Below are 21478 nucleotides of genomic sequence, written 5' to 3'. Positions count from 1 at the left end.
CGCCGGACTGGAACGGATCGTGGCGCACGTCGCCCAGCAGCGCACCAGCGTGGGCTCCCGTCGCGTCCTCGAAGGGAGCGCTGGTGACGTCGCTGTTGTTGACCAGCAGGTTCGGAATCATGGCGTCGGTGCCACGCGAGCCGTAGCGGAACGCGAGGTAGATGACACCGGCCGCGAGGATTCCGAGGAGCGGCCTTCCGGCGAGGAGGAGCGCGTACCCCACCACGATGGCGATGATGACCCACATCAAAAAGGAGCGCATCTGGTTGCGCTTCCGGGCCTCCTCCTTGTGCGCCTCGATGATCTGTTCGCCCTTTCCGGCGGGAACGGTTCGGACCTTCGGCTCGTTCCCGTCGTCGGGGTTGTGATAGACGAGGACGTCTTGCAAGTCCTCCTTCGGGAGGAGTTGGCTCATCGCCTTCGCCAGCATCGATTTCCCGGTCCCGGGCGACCCTATCATCATCACGTGACGGCGCTGCTTTGCCGCCTTCAGGATGATGTCGCGGGCGTGGTCCTGCCCGATGACCTGATCGACCAGTCGGTCGGGGATTTCGACTTCGTCCGTACTTTCTATCTCCAACCCACCCAGCAGGTCGTCCTCTGCAATGTCATCGGCGACCTTGGCGTCCACCTCGCTCCCAAGGCTATCGACGTCGATGTCTTGCTCGGCTTCCTGCTCCGGTGGTGAAGCTTCGGTGTCGTTACTCATAGAATTCGTTCTGTGTAGTTGAAAACATGGCTGGCGAACTGATATACTTTCTCCCTCTTCCCAACCGCTTGGACTCCATTTCAGGCCGTGAGACTATTGAATTGAACGGGTATAGCCGTATCGCTCTCGGCGTCGAGCACCGGGTTCGAAACAGTAACCCCACTTTCGCCGGAGATGCTCGCTCGGACGAACGACTCGTCACCCTTATAAAAATCCTACCCGACGGGTTCACCATGACCCGCGGGTTCTACATCGGTCGCTTCCAACCTTATCACAACGGCCACCACAACGTGGTCGACACTATCGCCGAGGAGGTCGACGAACTCGTCCTCGGCATCGGAAGCGCGGGCGACTCACACAGCCGTCACGACCCATTCACGGCCGGCGAACGAATCATGATGATAACCAAATCCCTCGTGGATTACGACCTCGTGACGTACGCCGTCCCCATCGAGGACCTGGACCGGAACTCCGTGTGGGTGAGTCACGTCCAGAGCATGAGCCCGGACTTCGACGTGGCCTACTCGAACAACCCCCTCGTCATCCGACTGTTCGAGGAGGCGGGCGTCGAGGTTCGCCAATCCCCGATGTTCAACCGCGACGTGCTGGAGGGAACCGAAGTCCGCGACCGGATGGTCGAGGGCGGCGACTGGCAGCGGTTGGTCCCCGACTCGGTGGTAGAAGTCATCGAAGAAATCGACGGCATCGACCGCATCCAACAGGTCAGCGACTCGGACTCGAACGGACCGACATGATTACGCTCTCCTCCGATTTCGGAAGCCCCTATCCGGCAGCGATGAAGGGCGTCATGCTTCAGCACAGCGACGCCCGTCTCGTGGACGTCGCCCACGACTTCCCACGACAGGACGTTCGGGCAACCGCCTTTTGGCTCCGCGAGGTGTTGCCGTACTTCCCGTCCGCCGTCCACCTCGTCGTGGTGGACCCCGGCGTCGGCACCGACCGGGCGGCGCTGGCGATTCGGGCGGGCGAGCACGCCCTCGTCGGACCGGACAACGGCGTCCTGCTCCCCGTCGCCCGCGAACTGGCCGATGCCGACCGATTCGACGTCTTCCGTGTCAACTACGAAAACGCGGACAGCGCGACGTTCCACGGGCGGGACGTGTTCGCGCCCGCCGCCGCCCGGGTCCACGAAGCGGGCGTGGACGCGCTCGACGAACTCGAAGGCGTCGTACCGACCGAGGAGTTCGAAGACCTCCGGTTTCCCGACCCGACCGTCCGCGACCGCACCGCGACCGGCGAACTGCTCGTCGTGGACGACTTCGGCAACGCCATCACCAACGTTCCGGGCGAGTTCCTGGACGGCGTAGACGAAATCGACGTGAACGGCCTCCCCGCGCCCGTCGAACCCTCCTACGCCCACGTCGCCCCCGGTCAACGCCTCGTGACGGTCGGCAGTCACGGCAACGTCGAGCTCGCGGTCAATCGAGGCCGCGGCGACGAGGCGTTCAGTGTCTCCGTGAGCGAAGCGAGCGGCGGCTCGTCGGACGAGTCCGCTGGCATCGAGGTCGGCGACGAGATTCGCCTCGATACCCGACCGAAACGGTGAACCCGATTCGGTCGTCCCTTTTCGCATGGAGACGACGCGACATTTCACGGCCACGACGTACGTCGTCCACGACGGCGAGTGTTTGCTCCACGACCACGACCGACTCGGTATGCTCCTCCCCCCGGGCGGCCATCTCGACCGGGACGAACTCCCCCGAGAGGCTGCGATGCGCGAAATACACGAGGAGACGGGGTTGGACGTGACGCTCCTCGAACCGGAGACGAGCATCGATGCCGACTTCGGTCGGGAACTCGCGCCCGCGGAACACACTATGCTCTACGACATCGACTCGTTCGACGGCGAGGTCGCACACCAGCACATCGATTTCGTCTACTACGGCGAGGCGTCCGATCGGGACCTCGCGCCGGACGACGGCGAACGCGTGACCGATTGCTGGCGGTGGTTCTCGCCGGACGAACTCAGAACGCACGACGGCGTGACCGAGGAGGTCGTGACGCTCGGCATCGAGGCCATCGAACGCGTCGAATCTCGACCGCGTAACCGGGATTAGGTGGTGTATAATAAGGTCCGTTCGGTGATTGCTGGCGTTTATGAGTATCATCGACCGCCTGCTCGGAACCGACGACGACGAAGACCCCCGACCGACCTACGTCTGTACCGGGTGTGGAAAGGCATTCGACGACGAGCGGGAACGCTGTCCGGATTGTGGCAGCGAGCAGGTCGTCTCTCCACGCCACTGACGACTGGTCAGCCCTCTTTCATTGTCGGAGTTTTCGAATAACGGATATGTATAAGAAATCAAACAGTCGTGAACGAGGGATTTGAGGGGTTTAGCAGGCGTATAATAATGACGCTGCCTACACTCGAACAAATCGAGAATGAGATTTGTCAGCCGAGTCGATATGGGGCTGGGGCACGCGGACTCGACGCGGTTCGAGTGTAAATCGTGCGGTGCGTCGTACGAACTCGACCGGCAGATGTGCACCGAATGTGGTGGGCATTGCATCGGGTATTGCGAGTCCTGGCTCCAGGAAGAACTTCGCTCGCGGACATCGAGCGATCGGTTCGACTGAGAGGGCGACCGTACGGAGAAGGCGACCGTAAGCACCCGCAGAAACGAACCGCCGTCATTCCAGTCGCGAGCGAACGTACTTCGTCACGTGGTCGTCCATCCGCCGTTTGTACCCGGCTTGTCGCGCGAGTCGGTCGAGTTCACGCGCGACGAGACTGCCGTACTGCACCGCCTTCTTGTCCCGCATCGCTATCTCGTCGGGGACGAACTCCCGAGCGGCTCGCCTGAACGTCCACTTTCGAACGCCGTCCGAGACGAGCATCGGCCCCGGAAGGCGGAGCGCTTCCCGAACGATTCGGTCGTCGAGGAGGGGGGCGACCGGTTCGACGCCCGCGGCGCGAAGCGTCAGCGCGTCCCGCGGCAACTGCTCGGAGAGCGTTCGAATCGTCTCGCGGGCCGCACCGCGCACCGTTTCCGCCTCGACGCGGTGGTCCGCGCGGGCGACCTTTTCGTACCCGCCGAACAACTCGTCCGCGCCTTGTCCCACCGCGAGTCGCTCGTAGCCGTCGGCCCGCGCCCGCTCGGCGGTCAGGTAGAGCGGGAGCGCGATTTGCACGTCCATCGCGTTGGTTCGACCGATGGCGCGGCCGACTTCGGGAACGGCGCGTTCGATGTCTTCGTGGGTTATCTCGACGACGCGAAGGTCGCGGTCCATCAGGTCGGCCGCGGTTCGCGCGGCCGCTACGTCGTGACTGCCGGAGTACCCGGCGACGTACAGCGGGCAGTCGAAGGCGCTCCCGACGACGGCGGAATCGACGCCGCCCGAAAACGCGACCGCGAGGCCGTCCGTCGAAACCGCACCGAGACTGCCCTCGATGGCCGTTCGAACCGCCGAAACCGCGCTTTCTTCGTCCTCGAACGGCGACGGGTCGGGGAGGTCCCACAGTCGTTCGTCGCCCTCCCCGGTTCGCGCGTGGCCCGCCGGAACCGGGTCGGGAACGTCGAGGTCGGTGGGGTCGTGACTCCACGTCGTCGCGTCGTCTTCCTCCGAGAACAGCGGATAGCGTCCGAGTACGTCGCGGACGAGGGACTCGTCTACTTCGCCCGCGAATCCGCCGCCGCCCGGCAGCGGGTCGTTCGTTTCGATGGCGCGTCGAACGGCGTCCGGTGATCGCCCCCGCATCAGCCGAAGTACTGTCCGACGCGGCTGATGACGCGGCGCTTCGCGCCGCCCGCGGCCTGTCGGAAACTGATGTGCCACGGCGTTCGTTTCCCGTCGACTTCGGTTCGGCCGTCGACGATAGCGCCGAGGATGGCCCGCTTGTCGGGGGTGTTCACGTCGATTTTCGTTACAGCCTGCCCGACCATCTCGCTGATGTGGGCGTCGCTTCCGGCCGTCATCGGCACGTCCTGGTCGTTGGCGAACGACCGCGCTTTCCGGTTGCCACGCCCCGTCAGCAGGCGAGAGTTGTACACCTCGATAGCGTCCGCTTCCGCGAGCTTCTTTCCGGTGATGTTCGCGGCGACGCCGCTCCGTGATTTCTGAAACGGATGGGGGACGACGGCGACGCCGCCCTGCTCCCGGATTCTGTCGAGCGTCTCGCCGAACGAGAGTCCCGGCGAGATGCGCTCTTCGATACCTAACCCGAGGACGTGCCCCGCGCGGGACGTGATTTCCATGCCGGGGATGCCGACCAATCCGTATTCGGGGGCGAGTTCCGCGGCCTTGAGGCTCGCGTCGATCTCGTCGTGGTCGGTAACGGCGATGGCGTCCAAGTCGACCGCCTTGGCTTGCTCCAAGAGCAGTTCGACGGGGTCACGGCCATCGTGGGAAAGTGCGGAATGACAATGCAACTCGACCGATAGCACGGGAGAACGTTGGCAGTACGCCGGGAAAAGCACCTCGGTCCGTGGTCGGCGGTCGGAAGTCGCCGCGAGACGGCGCTTTCGCTGGAATGTGTTCGCTGGTGGAACTCTCGAATAAATCGGGGACCACGGAATGGGATGACCGGAGCAGAACGGTCGGGCGTACGACTGAACTGGAACTAGGGACGTTTCAACGCATGAATACGGGCGATGGAGGCAGCATCGCCCGCGGAGTGGGTGGGTGAAAACGGTCACTCGCGTTCATGCAATCATAGGCATCGATTTTGTCGGCTGTATGGTCCGTCTCTTATCGTTCCCCTCCTTGTGAGCGTTTCATGGCAGTTGATACCAATGGCAACGAAGTATTTAGCTATTGTGGTGGAATGGGCCACTAACAATGACATTGGAGTTTCGAAAGCGAAAAAATGAACAGAGTGTGGGTAAAGTCCGCACCAAAACTGTATGTTCGACAAATTCTTCTCGGCTCCGTGTCGGTCCTTTCCCGAGTAATCCGCGCGTGGTTGCTACCGCGCGGTCACTCGCCTGTGGACTAATGAGGATGGTACGGAGCCGACCACCGGGATGGAAAATTTGCCTCGCAAGCAGATACGTTACTCCCGGATGGTTTCAAAACAATCCCGTCGGGTTTCGTATCGCCGTTCTTACGCGGGTGACACGCACTCATCCGTGAACATCTCTCTTTATTGTGTTACGTCTGAATATCTGTGTGAAGAGGATATACAGAAAGCTTTTACCGAAATACGATCTCCAAATAGTTACATGAACAACAAGATCGGACACGAGAGCTTTACCGAACGGGTCATATTGAAGACGCTCACATTCGCGGTGACCCCGCTCGTCGTCATGATGGTGGCGACAGGTCTCTTGTTCAAAGGTCAGTTCACGGCCGCAGGCCAATGGATTGTGCGCGATTGGCGTGAACCACTGTAGCGGCGTCAGTTCTCTTCGAGTGCCGTCGGGATGAACAGATACGGGACGAGTCAGTGGGAACGGTAGCGAGATAGCGATGACTCATCGTGGCTGCACGAATGCCCACACGTTCGTGCACATGGAAAGGCATTAATCCGCCCTGTTTGTACAAACCAGTGAATGAGTTTGGACGACTCCGACCGAGAGTTGGTCGTCGCGGAACTCGGCCGCGACCCCACTTCGGCCGAGGAAGCGCTGTTCGAGAACCTCTGGAGTGAACACTGTGCGTATCGGTCGTCGCGGCCCCTGCTGTCGGCGTTCGAGTCCGAGAGCGACGACGTCGTCATCGGACCGGGTGACGACGCCGCGGTGGTCGCGCTAGACGACTCGACCTACATCACGATGGGTATCGAGAGCCACAACCACCCGTCCTACGTCGACCCGTACGACGGCGCGGCGACGGGCGTCGGCGGCATCGTCCGCGACACGCTGTCGATGGGCGCGTACCCAATCGCGCTCGCCGACAGCCTCTACTTCGGGGGCTTCGACCGCGAGCACTCGCGCTACCTGTTGGAGGGTGTCGTGGAGGGCATCGCCGACTACGGTAACTCCATCGGCGTGCCGACCGTGACCGGGAGCACGCAGTTCCACCCCGACTACGAGGGCAACCCGCTCGTCAACGTGGCCTGCGTCGGACTGCTCCCCGCCGAGCGCCTCATAACGGCCGAAGCGCAGACGCCGGGCAACAAACTGCTCCTTGTCGGCAACTCGACGGGGCGGGACGGACTCGGCGGCGCGAGCTTCGCCAGCGAGGACCTCGCGGAGGACGCGGAAACGGAGGACCGCCCGGCGGTGCAGGTCGGCGACCCGTACACCGAGAAGCTCCTCATCGAGGCGAACGAGGAACTCGTGGACGGCGCACTCGTCGAATCGGCCCGCGACCTCGGCGCGGCGGGACTCGGCGGCGCGTCCAGCGAACTGGTCGCCAAGGGCGGTCTCGGAGCCGACATCGACCTCGAACGCGTCCACCAGCGCGAACCGAACATGAACGCGCTCGAAATCCTGCTCGCCGAATCGCAAGAGCGGATGGTGTACGAAGTCCGTCCCGAGAACGTCGATGCGGTGGCCGAGGTCGCCGAGAAGTACGACCTCGGTTGTTCGGTCATCGGCGACGTGACCGACGGCAACTACGTCTGTGAGTTCGAGGGGGAGACGGTCGTGGACGTGCCCGCCGAGTTCATCGGCGACGGTGCGCCGATGAACGACCTCCCGTCGGAGGAGCCGACCCAACCCGACCGCGACCTGCCGGACGCGGACGTCCGCGAGGCGTTCGAGGCGGTCGTCGGGTCGCCCAACTGCGCGAGCAAGCGGTGGGTGTACCGACAGTACGACCACGAAGTCCAGACTCGAACCTCGGTCCTTCCCGGCGACGACTCGGCCGTCCTCGCCATTCGGCGAGCGGAACTCGGTCTCGCCTTCTCGTCCGGTGCGAACCCCAGTTGGACGACGACGGCGCCCTACGACGGTGCCCGCGCGGTCGCCCTCGAAAACGCGACGAACCTCGCCGCCAAGGGCGCGACGCCGCTCGCCGCGGTCGATTGTCTGAACGGCGGCAACCCCGAGAAGCCGGACGTGTACGGCGGCTTCAAGGGCATCGTGGACGGCCTCGCCGACATGTGTTCGGCCCTCGACGTGCCCGTCGTCGGCGGGAACGTCTCGCTGTACAACGACTCGCCGAGCGGCCCGATTCCGCCGACGCCGACGCTGGCGATGACCGGCACCACGGCGGAGTACGACGCACCACCCGCGGAACTCTCCGGCGAGGGAACCCTCCTATTCGTCGGCGAACCCACCGCCGACCTCGGCGGGTCGGAGTACCTCGCACAGATGGGCGGCAGCGACCGCTTCCCGGAACTTCCGGGGAACGCGCCCGAACTCCTTTCCCGACTTCGTGAGGTCGCCACGGCGGACGGAACGCTCGCGGTCCACGACGTGAGCGACGGCGGCCTCGCGGTGACGCTCGCCGAGATGGTGTCGGACGACGCGGGTGCATCGGTGTCGCTCGGCGACGCCGACGGCGCGGAGACGCTGTTCAGCGAACTCCCCGGCCGCGCGGTGGTAGAGACGACCGACCCGGACGCCGTTTTCGACGCGTTCGATGGCGTCGCCCCCGTCACCGAACTCGGCGAGGCGAACGACTCGGGAACCCTCCAACTCGAAGTCGATGGCGAGGGACTCCGCTACGCGGCGAGCGAAATCGCGGCGCTCCGCGACGTTCTCGTCCGGGAACTGGAGTAAGGGACGTCCGAGGAGAACGGAGCGGACGACCGTCTCGGCTTTTCGACTCGAAGCGAGGCGCTGGTCGAGGAGAAGCGTCGGAGCGGTGTTCGATACCGTCGAGAGAAGAAGTTCGTCGCTCAGAGCAGGAGCGGAACGCCGAACACGACGGCGACGCCGATGACGAAGACGACGAGGCCGGTCGTCACCTGACTCATCGTGAACTCCTGCATCGGGGACGTCAATCGCGTCAGTCCGTCGGCGTGCTGTACCGGGTCGGTGTCTTCTTGCATGGTTGCAGTTCTGCGTGCCCGGTACTTCGATGTATCGGTGTTCGAGGCGCGGGAGGACGTAGTATGATACAGTGTCATTTAGTATTATTCAGTATATTTTAGTGCTCTACGTGAGAGAATAGTGAAATCCGTTGGGATTCAGTATTCTCATCTTCGTTCTTTCTCGACGTGTCCCATCGTCGGCAACCGCTCGCTACGAGAAAACGGCGACTTTGCTGTGATTGCCATCGCTACGAGGTTGCCCCCGAAAGCCCCCGCCACGCTGGTGACGAGGTGGTGTTGGTTTGTCTGTGACTGCGACGACAGACGTCACTGAAACCGCCACCGCACCGCAGCAGCCACACCCTCCCCAACCGATTCGCTTCGCATTCGCTTCGCATTCGCTCAGTCATCCACCGTCAGAGCGTTGCTCGGCAATTTCACCGCTCACCCAGAGGTTTCGAAGAAACCTCGCTGGCCTCAGGTCGGTGCCAGCGCGCGCCACGGTGGAACGTCGGATATCGGGCGACGATGTGTTCGCAACGGTTTCCCGTAACCCGACTCCTTTTGCCGACCGGTTCCCAACCCACTCCCAATGACGCTCACGAAGCGGATAATCCCGTGCATCGACGTGGATTTGGACGACGACGGGAACCCGGCGGTGTACACCGGTGTCAACTTCGAGGACCTGCAGTACACCGGCGACCCGGTGGAGATGGCGCGACAGTACAACGAGGCGGGCGCGGACGAGTTCGTCTTCCTCGATATCACGGCCAGCGCGGACGGCCGCGAGACGATGCTGTCCGTCGTCTCGGAGGTGGCCGACGAGGTGTTCATCCCCCTGACGGTCGGCGGCGGAATTCGAACGCGCGAGGACATCAAGGAGACGCTCCGCGCGGGGGCGGACAAGGTGTCCATCAACACCGCCGCGCTGGAGCGCCCGGAACTCATCACCGAGGGCGCGACGGCGTTCGGCAACCAGTGTATCGTCATCAGCGTGGACGCCCGACGGCGCTTCGACGAGGCGGGCGAACACTACGCGGAAGTGGACGGCGAGTCCTGCTGGTTCGAGTGTACCGTGAAGGGCGGCCGCGAGGGAACCGGTATCGACGTGGTGGAGTGGGCGAACGAAGCCGAATCGCGCGGCGCTGGCGAACTGTTCGTCAACTCCATCGACGCGGACGGGACGAAGGACGGCTACGACATCCCGCTGACGAAGGCGGTCTGTGACTCGGTTTCGACGCCCGTCATCGCCTCCTCCGGCTGCGGCGGCCCGGAGGACGCCTACGAGGTGTTCGCCGACGCGAACGCGGACGCGGCGCTCGCGGCGTCCATCTTCCACTTCGGCGAGTATTCGATCCGGGAGGTCAAAGAGTACCTCGCGGACCGCGACGTTCCGGTTCGGTTGTAGCGCCGGTCGTCGCCGACCTACCCGCTGATCGCGTCTTCGTTCGTTTCGGCTCGGTTCGCCCCGGTTCGCTGTTCCGTAAAGAGGAGCGAGAGGACTTTCTGCTCGGCCCGCCGGAGGTGCTGAAAGAACGTCGGGGACGACACCCCGAGTTCGGCCGCCACTTCCTCGCCGGATTTCTTTCGCGGCCAGTCGAAATACCCGCCCGCGTACGCCGCCAACAGCGCCTCGTGTTGTCGGGTCGTCAGCGTTTTGTTCATCGCCATCTGCAATTCGCGGTGACTGAACAGCGGTGTGGTGTACTCTTTCTGTCGCCGGGCGACGATTTCCACGGCGGGGTGGTCCGAACTGAACCGGTCGATGACGTCGCTCGCGGAGCGGTTCGGGGGGATGTCGGCCACGATGTGCGCGACGCCGTTCGCGCTCCACATGTGTTTGGGAATCGCACCGGCGTCGGTCAGCGTGACGACGAAGAACTCTTCCACGTTACTGACGTCCACTTCGAGGATACCCTCCTTCTCGCTGGCGCCGATCAGTCGCGCTTCCAGACGGTCGTCCTCGTTGGCGACGTCGAGAACGCGAACCGGGTCGACGTCGGAGACGCGATAAAAAACGGTGTACGTCCCGTCGCTCCGTGGCAGTATCTGTTGCAGAGAAGCCCGGCACCCCGTTCGTTGTGAGACGGCCACGAGCGGATATCGTGGGTCATCGACCTGAAATTCGACTTCTACTACTCTATTGGTTGTCTCGCCATCCTCAACTGTCACTATCTATCGTCAATAGATGGGCGCGTTTAGCTATTGTGTGACAATCGTGGCCAGACGACACCCGCGCGGCACACGACGCTAGCGGGGCGAAAATCGTCCGTGGGTCGTCCCCGAGCGGAAAGAGACGAGAACGGAAACCGAGAAAATTCAGGCGCTGGTGAACGCTTCGCGGAAGGCGCTCGTCTTGTCTTTGACGTTCTGTGCTCCGGCCTCCAACGCGTCGATTGGGTCGACGCTCCCCTCGGTCTTGACCGTGAGGATGGGGTCCGTCTGCCCACCCGACTGTTCGGGGTTCAGGTCGTAGGTCGCCGCGGCGACGCCCTCGGTTTCGAGGAGCGAACCCTTCAGCACGTTCATGAACGTGTGGTCTTCGCCCCCGATTTCGATTTGGAGTTCCGTATCGCTCTTCTCGATAACCCGCAGTTCCATACCACCGAATTCTCCATTGTCGCGTTTCAATCTTGCGAAGCGCGCGTTTTCGTGTTCGAGGGGGTCGCCCGCCGTTCGAACGCGACCGTCACCCGTTGGATGGCGTCGCAACTCGGGGATGGAATAAAAACGAATGTAACGGATTCGCGGTTAGAATTGCATTTCCGCGCCGACGTACAGCACGACGACGAGGAAGATCCATACCGCGTCCACGAAGTGCCAGTACATCGAGACGGTCGACACGGAGACGTGACGCTCCGGCGAGTACTGTCCGTAGAGCGAGCGAACGAAGACGATGCCGATGAGCACCGCACCCATGGTCACGTGCAGTCCGTGCAGTCCCGTCAGACCGAAGAACGCGCTGTTGAACACGCCGCCGGTGAACGTGAAGTTCTCGTGGACGATGAACTCGTAGTATTCGAGCACTTGCCCGCCGATGAACACGGCTCCGAGGAGGAGCGTCGCGCCGAGACCGGCGATGAACCGACTGCGGTTGTTCTTGCGCAGTTCGATGTGTGCCCAGTGGAGCGTGATACTGCTGGCGACCAGCAGCGCCGTGTTGGCCAGCACGAGCGAGCCAACGAGGTCGGGAATTTCAGCACCCGTCGGGGGCCACGTCCCCGTGCGGATGAAGAAGTAGTAGACGAACCCGGCGCCGAACGTCGCGATTTCGGACCCGAGGAACGAGATCATCCCCCAGCGTAACGCGTTCGAGCCTGCTTCGTGCGTATCCCTGCTCCAGAAGTGTTTGACGAATGCGTGATACACCCAGCCGTACAACCCAATGAGGAAGACCAAGACGCTGGCGATGAACACAGCGGGACCGATGGTCGGCCCGACCATCGGATCTGCACCGCGTCCCAGAATGAACAACGCGGCACCGATGTAGAATCCCGCCCCGCCGATCGCGGTGATGAAGGGCCACCACGACGCCTCGCCGAAGCCTTTCGGCCAGTCTTCGACGGCCGGGAGGTGATGGCCGTGCTCCTCTGTCGAATCGTCCGTTACCGTCATACAGAGACGGTTACGCCCCGACTACTAAAAATGCACCCAAAGGCGCTCGGCGGAGGGGGGTTCGAGAGATTTCACTCCCGGTTCGTTGCGGAAATGAAAGAAGAGACCGTTTCAGGCCGAGGTGCTGTTGCCGCCAGACGTGCTGTTACCCGCGGTGCTGTTAGAGGTGCTGTTCGAGCCACCGTCCGCCGGGTACTTCTTCTGTTGCTGCTTGAGCCACTGCTCGTACTCCTCGTTGGAGACGACCCTGACCTTACTGAGCATGTTGGAGTGACCGACACCACAGTATTCGGCACAGTAGACCTGATACGTGCCTTTCTCTGTGACCTTCGTCTTGATGGTGTGGTGCTGGTTCGGGATGGCGTCCTGTTTCAACCCGAGTTCGGGAACGTGGAACGAGTGTATCCAGTCTACCGAAGTGACGTTGAAGTACACCGGTCGTCCCTCCGGGATGACGAGTTCGGGGGAGTCCTGGATGTTCTCGCCGGGGTAGTTGTACGTCCAGACGTAGCGCTGTCCGACGACTTCCACGTTGACCGCGTTCGCTTCCTTGTGCATCGTGTCCTGTGGCGTCGTCGTGATGTACTGGTTCGCCATCACGCCGTAGGAAGCGTAGCCGACGAAAAGGAGGACGATTGCCGTGGCGACCGTCCACGTGATTTCGAGGCGTCGGTTCTCTTTCGTGGGGAGGGGTTCGTCGTTGTTGCGGAACTTCCACACGGTGTAGATGAGGATACCCTCAACGAGTACCGCGATGGGAATCCCTGCGTACAGCAACTGTTGGTTCAGCGTCCGAATGAGACTCTCGGTCGTCGAACTGTACGCCGCTACAGGATCGACGGCGACCGCGAGGAGCGTCGCGCCGAGCGCCGCGACGAACGCTATCCGCTTGGAATCCATACTGTCTAAGGCTTCGGAAGTGACCCATAAATATGTGCTGTCTTCGTCGTCGGGCGAAAGTCGGATAGTCTAAGTACGCGGGGAATAAAATCGTCAAACAACGGTGCCATTGCAGGATTCCTCATCAGGACGGTTCGAACGTGCGCTGACAGCGACTGCAGTCGGCGTCTACGTGTTGGTCGTCGTCGGTGCGACGACTTCGCTCGTCAACGCCGCGTCCGCGTGTGCGACGTGGCCCGCCTGCAACGGCCATTGGTTCATCCCGTTCAACGACCCCAAGCTCGTCATCGCGTGGCTGCACCGCGCCGTCGCACTCGTCGTCGGCCTGTGTCTGCTCGCGACGACCGCGATGGCGTTGCTCGCAGAGACACGACCGCGCGTGACGGCCGCGGTCGGGTTCGCCGCCGTGCTCTACCCGGTGCAGGTCGTGTTGGGCGCGTACGCGGCGACGAACGCGACGACGACCTCGTTCGCCGCCGTCCACCTCGTCGTCGGCATGACTATCTTCGTCGGCGTCGTCCTCGCGCTCGCGTGGACACTTGAACCCGAGGAGACCGGCGGACCGGTCGGCATGAGCTTCGCCGACCCGGACCCCGCCGACGCGTCGGGCACGACCGGGAACCTCTCCGGTATTCGGGCGACCGCCTTCGCTTACTTCCGGCTGATGAAGCCGCGGCTGATGTGGTTGCTCTGTCTCGTCGCCTCCGCCGGGATGGCGCTCGCGGCGGGACCGAACCTCGAAGTCGGAACCGTCGTCGCAACGCTCACGGGCGGCGTCCTCTCCATCGGCGCGAGCGGGACGTTCAACCACGTCCTCGAACGCGACGTGGACCAGCGCATGAATCGCACCGCCGACCGCCCGGCCGCGACGGCACAGATTCCGGTGCGGAACGCTATCGCCTTCGGTCTGCTGTTGGCCGCCGCGTCGCTGGCCGTCTTCCTTTCGGTGAATCTGCTCGTCGCGGTCTTCGGCCTGACCGCCATCGTCTTCTACAGCGTGATTTACACGCTCATCCTGAAGCCGAACACGGTACAGAACACCGTCATCGGCGGCTTGGCGGGGTCGCTTCCGGCGCTCATCGGATGGGCCGCCGTCACGGACGACGTTGGCTTGCCCGCGCTTGTGTTGGCCGGTGTCATCTTCCTGTGGACCCCCGCCCACTTCTACAACCTCGCGCTGGCGTACAAGGACGACTACGCGCGCGGCGGTTTCCCGATGATGCCCGTCGTCCGCGGGGAGGCCGAAACCCGAAAACACATCCTGCTGTGGTTGGGTGCGACGCTCCTCGCGTCGGGCGTCCTCGCCACGGTGACGACCCTCGGCTGGCTGTACGCCGTCACGACGGTCGTCTTCGGCGCGATTTTCCTCATAACCGTCGTCCAACTCCATCACAAGCGGGACGATACGGCGGCGTTCCGCTCCTTCCACGCGTCGAACGCCTACCTCGGCGCGCTTCTCCTCGCCATCGTCGTCGATGCACTGGTACTATGAGTACTGCATTCGCACGCTACCGACCGAGCGGTGAATCGTTGCTGTGGGCAGCGGTGGTGCTGAACGCGGAGCTGTTTGCGTTGCTGTTGTACTTCGCAACGTCGAACTACACCAGCGGCGAACTCCGCTATCTTCTGTACCCGTTTATCTGGATAAACGTCGCCGTCCTCGCGGTGTGGAAGACGAACCCCATCGCGGGAAACGACCGCGATAAGCTGGTCGGACTCGCCGTCGCGGCGGGATACTTCCTGCTCGTCGGTTACTTCGGCGGCCTGTTCGGTCCCGCCCACTCGATGCCCGGCATGGCCGATAGCAGCCTCCGAATCGCGTGGCTGCCGCCGGGATGGGGGCCGGCGTTGCTCTTTCACAACAGCCTCGTCCGGGTGTCGATTCTCCCGTTCAAACTCGTCGGGTATCTGGCGCTCGCGTACCTCGTGTACGCGACCATCCTCGACGCGGCCGGGTCCGCGATTTCGGGCATCCTCGGTCTGTTCTCCTGTGTCAGCTGTTCGTGGCCCATCGTGGCGTCGCTCGTCACGGGAGTCGCCGGGGCCGGGTCGGGACTCGCCGCCACGGTTTCGTCGGGGTCCTACGACATCTCGACGGTCGTTTTCGTCGTGACCGTTGCGTTGCTGTACTGGCGGCCGACGATTCGGTGACGACACTCATCTCCGAGCATCGGCCGCCGTCCGGGGCGTCGTTTCTCCCTCGGTACGTGTCGTTCGTCCGGCGACGAAGCCGTCTTCGCTCTCCGTCGTCTTTTCTTTTGAGAAAGTCGTGATACGAAACATGTGGTGGTCGAATCGAACTCCTTACCTAGGAACGGCGAGAAGTTTGGGACATGTCCGACGCACTCGTCGCCGAGAACGTTCGGAAGGAGTACGGCGATACCGTCGCACTGGACGGTGTTTCCCTCTCGGTCGGCGCGGGCGAGGTGTTCGCGCTCATCGGGCCGAACGGTGCGGGCAAGACAACGCTCATCCGGTCACTGACCGGGACGACGACTCCCGACGGCGGGAGCGTCTCCGTCCTCGGTGTTCCGCCCGGTTCCGTCGAAAAATCGCGGGTCGGTCTGTTGCCACAGTCGTTCGACCCGCCGGCTCGCCTCTCGGCGCGGGAGCTCGTCGCGTACTACGCGGGACTGTACGACGGTGCTCGGGACCCCGACGACGCGCTCGCGGACGTGGGACTTTCCGACACCGGCGACACGTGGTACGAGAACCTCTCCGGGGGACAGCAACGCCGAGTGTGCGTGGCCGCGACGCTGGTCAACGACCCAGACATCCTGTTTCTGGACGAACCGACGACGGGAATCGACCCGGCGGGACGCCGCGCGCTCTGGTCACTCGTCGAGGACCTCGCGGCGGGCGGGACGACGGTGTTCCTGACGACCCACTACATGGCCGAGGCCGAGCAACTGGCCGACCGCGTCGGCCTGCTCGCGGACGGCGAAATCGTCGCCGTCGGCACGCCCGAATCGCTCATCGGCGAACACGGCGGCGAGAGCCGCCTCGTCGTGGAGACGGCGACACCGCGCACCTCCGTCGAGATGGGCTATACGGTCGAGGAAACCGAATCCGGACTGGTCTTCGACGGCGTGACGCCCGCCGACATCGGCGAGGTCGTTTCGGATTTGAACGCGCGTGGCGTGGAGTACGAGTCGCTGACGTGGACCGAACCCGACTTGGAGGACGTGTACCTTCGACTGACGGGCGCGTCGCTCGGCCCGGAGGCGACGAGACGCGCTGGCGAGGCCGCAATCGCCGGAGGTGACCGATGACGTCGGTCGGCCGCGTTCGGTCGGAGGCCGGTGCGGCGTGGCGGTCGTTCCTCCGTCGCCGTACCGCGGTGTTCTTCACGTTCTTCTTCCCGGTCATCCTCATCCTCATCTTCGCGGTGCTGGTGCAGACGAACCCCGGGTCCGGCGGGTCCGGCGGCCTGTTCTCGAAACCGGCGGCGTACTACCTGCCGGGGTATCTCGCCGTCGTCGTGCTGTTCACACCCCTCTCGCGCGTGGGGAGTTCGGTATCTCGTCACCGCGAGTCAAACCGGTTCGAAAAGCTGGCGACGACGCCGCTCACCCGCGCCGAGTGGTTGCTCGCCCACACGCTCGTCAACGTCGTCATCATCGGACTGGCGGGCATCATCATCCTCGCGCTGATGGCGCTCGTGACGAACGCGGGCGTCTCGTTCGGCGCGTTGCCCCTCGTCGCGGTGTTCATCGCGCTCGCGGTCGGGTTGTTCTGCGGCCTCGGCGCGCTCCTCGGTAGTTTCGCCGGGTCGGCGGACGGCGTTATCGCCGCCAGCAACGCCATCGCCCTCCCGCTCCTCTTCCTCTCGGATACCTTCGTCACGCCTGACCTCCTGCCGTCGTGGTTCCAACCGGTGATGAACCTCTCGCCGCTCACCTACTTCGCACGCGGCGTGCGGATTCTGACCTACTCCGGCGGGTCGAGCGGCGGCGACTTGGCGGTGCTCGCGGTGCTCGCGGTGGCGTTCTTCCTCGCCGGGGCGTACGCGATTCCCGAGACGGACTGAGCGGATTCTGTTTGCGTTTCTACACGACCGAAACGAATAGTATCGGCCAGCTAGAACCGACGGTATGGTCAACGGTCCCTCCTCGCCGTCGAGAGTTCGCCGCTGGCATCGACTCGTCGAACACTACACGCCGGACGGCGCGCTCGGGCGCTTGCTCCTCTCGATGGGTTCCGGGTCGCTGAGCACGTTCTTTTTCTTCTCCGCTGCCGCCAGCCTGACCAACACCGGACTGTTCGGGATTTTCCTCTTCTTCCCGCTCCTCATGTCGATAAGCCTCGGCGCTCTGCTGTTCACCGCCGTCGTCCTGTGGCCGGTGTACCTCTCGCTCATCGGAAACGTGGAGTCAGCGGGCGCGTATCCCGACTCGTCGGTTTCGCCGTCTTCGTCGATCGGGGACTCCGACGACCGAGACGACCCCGTGGAGATACTGAAGCGCAAGTACGCCGCCGGGTCGGTCTCCGAATCGGAGTTCGAACGGCGGCTCGAAACGCTCCTCCAGACGGAGGGGTCACCCGCACGCTCCGACGGCCGACGCCGCGAACTGGAGCAAAACTGAGCGCCGACGGTGACCGCCTTCGACCCGAATCAGTTCGTTTCCGTCTCCCGCTTTTCTCTCCGATTTCCGTCCCGACTCCCCTCGATTTCGGTTCGGCGACTCCAATCGTCGAGGTCGAAAACGTGGACTCCCTTGTACCGGAGCAACTGCGCCGCCCGTCCGGCCGCCTCTTCGCTCGGGAATTCGATTTCCGTCTCCTCGTCGTCGCTCTCCGGGGTGTGGATGAACCTGAGTGTCGGCTCCTCCGTTCCGCCCTCGCCGTCCCGTTTCCCGTTCGCCCGCTCCCGTTCGACCTCGCGTATCGCGGAGAGCGGTATCGTGGAATCCCGTCGGAGCCGCGAAATCGACCATCGAAGTCCGATGACGGTGACGAGAACGACGCCGAGCGAGACGATGGTCCCGACCGAGAGCAACCGGTCGGAGAACCCGAACACGTCTCGAACCATGTCGGCGAAGGTTCCGACCGTGAACAGCGTCGTCACGACGTACAACCCGCGGCGAAGGAGACCTCTGTCCGTCCAGTTACCGAGGTACTCCTCTCGGAACGCGCCGCGCGGAGTCGTCCGTATCCTGACTTCGCCGTCCCGGACGACGAGTTCCCCGCGGTCGGTTCGGACGCTATCGTCTCGCGTCATTCGTTCGCGTTCGGCCCGTCCTCCGCGGTAGCGTCCGCGTCCGACACCGCGTCCGACTCGGTTGTCGTCGCCACGTCGTGAAGTTCGACCATCGCGGCCGTGAGTTCGTCCACGATTCGTTCGCGGTCCACGGTGTCGAAGGCGTCGAGGATAGCCCGCGCCTGTGTTGCGTCCTCGGCCTCGGTTTCGCCGTCGTCGTCCATCGGATGGGTGTACGGCCGTCGGCGATGTCACTGTTTCCCTACAGTTCGACTTGATGAAAAGGAGGCGGGGGCAGGTTACGCCGGAATCGTCCAGCCGTAGATGTGATTGAGCATGACGTAGGTGATGACGCCGAGCGAGAGCGAGAGAATCCACGCCGAGGCCGCGATTTTGCCGACCTTCGCGTGCGCCGTCTCGCGGAGTTCGGCGGGCGTGTGGGTGAGTCCGAGCACGAGGGCGTACAGCACGACCGGAACGGAGACGACCGAGAGGATGATGTGAATCGCCAGCATGATGAGGTAGGCGTAGTAGACGAATCCCTCCACGAGGATGTGTTTCTCGCCGCCGCTCCCGCCGACCTTCGTGAGGTAGAGCGCGAGGAAGACGAGGATGAGACTGAACGACGTTATCATCGCGGCGCGGTGTTTCTGGACTTCGCCGTTGCGAATCCAGTACCAACCGAGCGCGAGCGAGACGGTCGCCACCGTGTTGACGACCGCGATGGCGTCCGAGAGCAGGTTGACGGTTCCCCGTCCGATGGACGGATAAATCGGCAGGATGCCCGCGAACGTCCCGAGAACCAGAACGTACCCGATAACCGAGAGGACTGCCGTCACTTTCACCGGACTCTCCCGCGCTCGTTGTCGCGCGTTCGCCGTAGCCATGGTCGGCGATTGGGACTGCCGGGGTAAGGTGGCTTCGCTTCGTTCCCGGTCGATGAGGACGACGCTCCTGCACGTTCAGCACCTCCGAAGGAATTATCGTATCCGATATCGTATCAGAACACATCAATGTCTTCCTTCGATAGGATTCCCTCCCCGCGTGCCCTGTTGTTGCTCCTATTCATGGGAATGCTCGCCCTCGCGGCCTTCACCGGCCTCACCGACAGCGACGCGGCCAGGAAACTCCTCCGCGTTTTCATCCCGGTCGCTGGGGTGCTGTTCGCGGTCAGCGTCGCCCGAGACGCACAGTCGCGCCCGGAATTCGCCGCGGTCCTCGTGCTCGGCGCGTCCTGCGTCGTCGGCCTCTCCCTCGAACTCGCCGGTGGCGGCGTCTTCTCCAACCTGTACGTGAACGTCGCCATTATCGGGAGCGGCCTCGGGATTCGAGCGACCACGTTGCGACGCGAGGAGGGGAGCCACCACGTTCCGACGACCACGGAGACGACGAACACGGACACCGACTTCTGGGACGACCCGAAATCGGCGCTTCCGGACGCGGAGTCGGTGCTCATCGTCGCGCTCGTCGTCGTCGGTACGGTCGTGTTCCTCGACGCCTCGGGATTCCACACGATAGCGAACATCGAGGAAGCGCTCCGCTCCGACCCGCTGGATTTCGTCTGGCCCGTCGCGCTGGCCGTGGGAGCGAAGGTCGTCTCGGTCCTCACAAACCGAGTTGAGGAGTCGGGAGCGATGGGTGACGAGTAATCGGTCACCGTCGCACAACAACCGGACTTGTTTTTCCGCAATTCGTTTTTCACATGTATTTCCGTTAAAGTGAAACCCGAACGCGGGGAAGGGTGGTGTATGAGCGCAGATCAGGAACAGCAGTCGATTCGCTGCCTCGTCGCCAAGGTCGGACTCGACGGGCACGACCGCGGCGCACACGTCATCGCGCGGGCCTTCCGCGACGCCGGATTCGAAGTCATCTACTCGGGATTGCACAACGCGCCCGACGAAATCGTGCAGGCTGCCGTACAGGAGGACGTGAACGTTCTCGGCATCTCCATCCTCTCGGGGGCACACGACACGCTCGTCCCGAAAATCATCGACGGGCTGAAGGAGTACGACGCGTTCGAGGACACCCTCATCCTCGTCGGCGGCGTCGTCCCGGACGACGACAAGGCGGAACTCAAGGAACTCGGCGTCGCGGAGGTGTTCGGTCCGGGCACGCCGATGGAAGAGACTATCCAGTTCGTCCGCGAAAACGCGCCCGAACGATGAGCGCGACGCACGCGGACCTGCTTTCGGACCTCCTCGACGGGAAGCACCGGGCACTGGCACGTGTCATCACGAAGATAGAGAACCGCGAACCCGGATACCGGGAACTCGTCTCGGAACTCCACTCCCACACGGGCGACGCCGAAGTCATCGGCATCACGGGCAGTCCCGGCGCGGGCAAATCGACGCTCGTGGACAAGGTGGCGAACTACTACCGCGAGCGCGGCGAAACGGTCGGCGTCATCGCCATCGACCCCTCCTCGCCGTTCACGGGCGGGGCCGTCCTCGGCGACCGCATCCGCATGGCGAGCAACGTCGGCGACATGGACGTGTTCTTCCGGTCGATGAGCGCACGCGGCAGTCTCGGCGGCCTTTCGACCGCCACGTCGGACGCCGTGAAGGCCCTCGACGCGTTCGGCAAGGACAAAATCATCATCGAGACGGTCGGCGCGGGCCAAAACGAGATAGACATCGTGAAGACCGCCGATACGGTCGCGGTGTTGATGCCCCCCGAGAGCGGCGATAACGTGCAGATGCTCAAGGCGGGCATCCTCGAAATCGCCGACGTGTTCGTCGTGAACAAGGCGGACCTCCCGGGTGCGAACCGGACGGTCACGGAACTCACCGAGATGGTCCACATGCGCGACGGACAACCCACGCCCGAGTTCGGCGACGACGTGGAGTACGACTGGGAGCCGGAGATCGTCGAGACGGTGGCGAAGGACGGCGAGGGCGTCGCGGAGTTCGTCGGCGTGCTCGACGAGCACTACGACGTTCTCGAAGCTACGGGGATGCTCGACGCGAAAGCGCGAACCAGATACGCCGAGGAGATACGGGCGCTCCTCCGCGAGGACGCGAACCGACTCGTCGCGTCCGAAATCGAATCGCAGGGCGGCATCGAGGAGTTGGTCGAATCCGTCTTCGAGCGCGAGACGGACCCGTATTCGGTCGCCGCCGAGGTAATTTCCCCCATCGAGGACTGTCTTCACGACTGATTGCTGGCA

General features: G+C 63.5%; 26 protein-coding genes. 15 read left to right on the top strand and 11 right to left on the bottom strand.

From position 1 onward, the window contains the following. Positions 1-709 (bottom strand): ATP-binding protein (locus OPC11_RS09160; RefSeq protein ID WP_264781670.1); only part of this gene is annotated, 709 nt, incomplete at its 3' end. A gap of 233 nt (positions 710-942) precedes the next feature. Between OPC11_RS09160 and OPC11_RS09155 the strand changes: the two genes are divergently transcribed. The 4 genes from OPC11_RS09155 to OPC11_RS09140 are packed head-to-tail and all read left to right on the top strand — an operon-like array spanning position 943 to position 2977. Continuing rightward, a complete protein-coding gene (locus OPC11_RS09155) occupies positions 943-1464 on the top strand; it encodes a nicotinamide-nucleotide adenylyltransferase (RefSeq protein ID WP_018128630.1) in 522 nt (173 codons plus the stop codon). Next, the gene (locus tag OPC11_RS09150; protein WP_264781669.1) at positions 1461-2276 is read left to right on the top strand and encodes an SAM-dependent chlorinase/fluorinase; all 816 of its coding nucleotides are present in this window, start codon (positions 1461-1463) and stop codon (positions 2274-2276) included. The genes OPC11_RS09155 and OPC11_RS09150 overlap by 4 nt, the downstream gene beginning before the upstream one ends. A gap of 25 nt (positions 2277-2301) precedes the next feature. Next, positions 2302-2787 carry an NUDIX domain-containing protein gene (locus tag OPC11_RS09145; RefSeq protein WP_264781668.1) on the top strand — a complete coding sequence of 162 codons (486 nt, stop codon included), beginning with the start codon at positions 2302-2304 and terminating at the stop codon, positions 2785-2787. Positions 2788-2827: 40 nt separating this feature from the next. After that, complete coding sequence (locus tag OPC11_RS09140; RefSeq protein WP_007978191.1) at positions 2828-2977, top strand: hypothetical protein; 150 nt, start codon at positions 2828-2830, stop codon at positions 2975-2977. A 387-nt stretch (positions 2978-3364) separates the two neighbouring features. On the opposite strand, the gene OPC11_RS09135 is transcribed toward OPC11_RS09140, so the two are convergent. Both OPC11_RS09135 and OPC11_RS09130 read right to left on the bottom strand, forming a co-directional pair. Then, complete coding sequence (locus OPC11_RS09135) at positions 3365-4432, bottom strand: asparagine synthase-related protein (RefSeq protein ID WP_264781667.1); 1068 nt, start codon at positions 4430-4432, stop codon at positions 3365-3367. Beyond that, positions 4432-5118: a PHP domain-containing protein gene (locus tag OPC11_RS09130; protein WP_007978197.1), complete on the bottom strand. Its 687-nt coding sequence runs from the start codon at positions 5116-5118 to the stop codon at positions 4432-4434. Before OPC11_RS09130 ends, OPC11_RS09135 begins: the two co-directional genes overlap by 1 nt. Before the next feature lie 777 nt (positions 5119-5895). Here OPC11_RS09130 and OPC11_RS09125 point away from each other — a divergent pair. Then, a complete protein-coding gene (locus OPC11_RS09125; protein ID WP_007978199.1) occupies positions 5896-6066 on the top strand; it encodes a hypothetical protein in 171 nt (56 codons plus the stop codon). Positions 6067-6225: 159 nt separating this feature from the next. Continuing rightward, on the top strand, positions 6226-8343 hold the full coding sequence (purL, locus tag OPC11_RS09120) for a phosphoribosylformylglycinamidine synthase subunit PurL (protein ID WP_264781666.1): 2118 nt from the start codon (positions 6226-6228) through the stop codon (positions 8341-8343). 119 nt (positions 8344-8462) lie between these two features. On the opposite strand, the gene OPC11_RS09115 is transcribed toward purL, so the two are convergent. Continuing rightward, positions 8463-8615, bottom strand: a complete 153-nt coding sequence (locus OPC11_RS09115) for a hypothetical protein (protein ID WP_007978203.1) — start codon at positions 8613-8615, stop codon at positions 8463-8465. 574 nt (positions 8616-9189) lie between these two features. Here OPC11_RS09115 and hisF point away from each other — a divergent pair. Further along, positions 9190-10005, top strand: coding sequence for an imidazole glycerol phosphate synthase subunit HisF (gene hisF, locus OPC11_RS09110; protein ID WP_007978204.1), 816 nt, complete (start codon positions 9190-9192; stop codon positions 10003-10005). A gap of 17 nt (positions 10006-10022) precedes the next feature. On the opposite strand, the gene OPC11_RS09105 is transcribed toward hisF, so the two are convergent. The 4 genes from OPC11_RS09105 to coxB all read right to left on the bottom strand — a co-directional run bounded on the left by OPC11_RS09105 (position 10023) and on the right by coxB (position 13112). After that, on the bottom strand, positions 10023-10769 hold the full coding sequence (locus tag OPC11_RS09105) for a bacterio-opsin activator domain-containing protein (protein WP_264781665.1): 747 nt from the start codon (positions 10767-10769) through the stop codon (positions 10023-10025). A gap of 147 nt (positions 10770-10916) precedes the next feature. Then, positions 10917-11198, bottom strand: a complete 282-nt coding sequence (locus tag OPC11_RS09100) for a DNA-directed RNA polymerase subunit L (RefSeq protein ID WP_264781664.1) — start codon at positions 11196-11198, stop codon at positions 10917-10919. Between the two features lie 150 nt (positions 11199-11348). Next, positions 11349-12212, bottom strand: coding sequence for a heme-copper oxidase subunit III (locus OPC11_RS09095; protein WP_264781663.1), 864 nt, complete (start codon positions 12210-12212; stop codon positions 11349-11351). A gap of 111 nt (positions 12213-12323) precedes the next feature. Continuing rightward, positions 12324-13112 (bottom strand): cytochrome c oxidase subunit II, encoded by a 789-nt coding sequence (gene coxB, locus OPC11_RS09090; protein ID WP_007978212.1) that lies wholly within the window; start codon positions 13110-13112, stop codon positions 12324-12326. A 103-nt stretch (positions 13113-13215) separates the two neighbouring features. On the opposite strand from coxB, the gene OPC11_RS09085 reads away from it, so the two are divergent. The 5 genes from OPC11_RS09085 (at position 13216) to OPC11_RS09065 (ending at position 17698) form a co-directional block, all read left to right on the top strand. Beyond that, positions 13216-14604 (top strand): heme o synthase, encoded by a 1389-nt coding sequence (locus OPC11_RS09085; RefSeq protein ID WP_232423679.1) that lies wholly within the window; start codon positions 13216-13218, stop codon positions 14602-14604. Then, the gene (locus OPC11_RS09080) at positions 14601-15263 is read left to right on the top strand and encodes a hypothetical protein (protein WP_018128635.1); all 663 of its coding nucleotides are present in this window, start codon (positions 14601-14603) and stop codon (positions 15261-15263) included. The genes OPC11_RS09085 and OPC11_RS09080 overlap by 4 nt, the downstream gene beginning before the upstream one ends. 182 nt (positions 15264-15445) lie before the next feature. Next, positions 15446-16384, top strand: a complete 939-nt coding sequence (locus OPC11_RS09075; RefSeq protein WP_007978220.1) for an ABC transporter ATP-binding protein — start codon at positions 15446-15448, stop codon at positions 16382-16384. Further along, positions 16381-17142, top strand: coding sequence for an ABC transporter permease (locus tag OPC11_RS09070; protein ID WP_264781662.1), 762 nt, complete (start codon positions 16381-16383; stop codon positions 17140-17142). Before OPC11_RS09075 ends, OPC11_RS09070 begins: the two co-directional genes overlap by 4 nt. Before the next feature lie 64 nt (positions 17143-17206). Further along, entirely contained in the window at positions 17207-17698 is a 492-nt protein-coding gene (locus OPC11_RS09065; RefSeq protein WP_264781661.1) for an SHOCT domain-containing protein, read from the top strand. A 29-nt stretch (positions 17699-17727) separates the two neighbouring features. On the opposite strand, the gene OPC11_RS09060 is transcribed toward OPC11_RS09065, so the two are convergent. From OPC11_RS09060 to OPC11_RS09050, 3 genes are all read right to left on the bottom strand, one after another. Further along, positions 17728-18333 carry a hypothetical protein gene (locus OPC11_RS09060; protein ID WP_264781660.1) on the bottom strand — a complete coding sequence of 202 codons (606 nt, stop codon included), beginning with the start codon at positions 18331-18333 and terminating at the stop codon, positions 17728-17730. After that, on the bottom strand, positions 18330-18536 hold the full coding sequence (locus OPC11_RS09055; protein WP_264781659.1) for a hypothetical protein: 207 nt from the start codon (positions 18534-18536) through the stop codon (positions 18330-18332). The genes OPC11_RS09060 and OPC11_RS09055 overlap by 4 nt, the downstream gene beginning before the upstream one ends. A gap of 75 nt (positions 18537-18611) precedes the next feature. Continuing rightward, on the bottom strand, positions 18612-19199 hold the full coding sequence (locus OPC11_RS09050; protein ID WP_007978227.1) for a DUF420 domain-containing protein: 588 nt from the start codon (positions 19197-19199) through the stop codon (positions 18612-18614). A gap of 126 nt (positions 19200-19325) precedes the next feature. Here OPC11_RS09050 and OPC11_RS09045 point away from each other — a divergent pair, with 126 nt between their 5' ends. The 3 genes from OPC11_RS09045 (at position 19326) to meaB (ending at position 21469) form a co-directional block, all read left to right on the top strand. Further along, the gene (locus OPC11_RS09045) at positions 19326-19961 is read left to right on the top strand and encodes a hypothetical protein (protein ID WP_264781658.1); all 636 of its coding nucleotides are present in this window, start codon (positions 19326-19328) and stop codon (positions 19959-19961) included. 99 nt (positions 19962-20060) lie between these two features. After that, positions 20061-20477, top strand: coding sequence for a cobalamin B12-binding domain-containing protein (locus OPC11_RS09040; protein ID WP_007978231.1), 417 nt, complete (start codon positions 20061-20063; stop codon positions 20475-20477). Then, positions 20474-21469 (top strand): methylmalonyl Co-A mutase-associated GTPase MeaB, encoded by a 996-nt coding sequence (gene meaB, locus OPC11_RS09035; RefSeq protein ID WP_007978232.1) that lies wholly within the window; start codon positions 20474-20476, stop codon positions 21467-21469. Before OPC11_RS09040 ends, meaB begins: the two co-directional genes overlap by 4 nt. Positions 21470-21478: the final 9 nt, after the last annotated feature.

This window comes from Haladaptatus sp. T7 (assembly GCF_026008575.1).
In the GTDB taxonomy this organism is placed as follows: domain Archaea; phylum Halobacteriota; class Halobacteria; order Halobacteriales; family Haladaptataceae; genus Haladaptatus; species Haladaptatus paucihalophilus.
The sequence above is the reverse complement of the archived record's forward strand: the minus strand, read 5'-3'. Positions and strand labels throughout refer to the sequence as shown.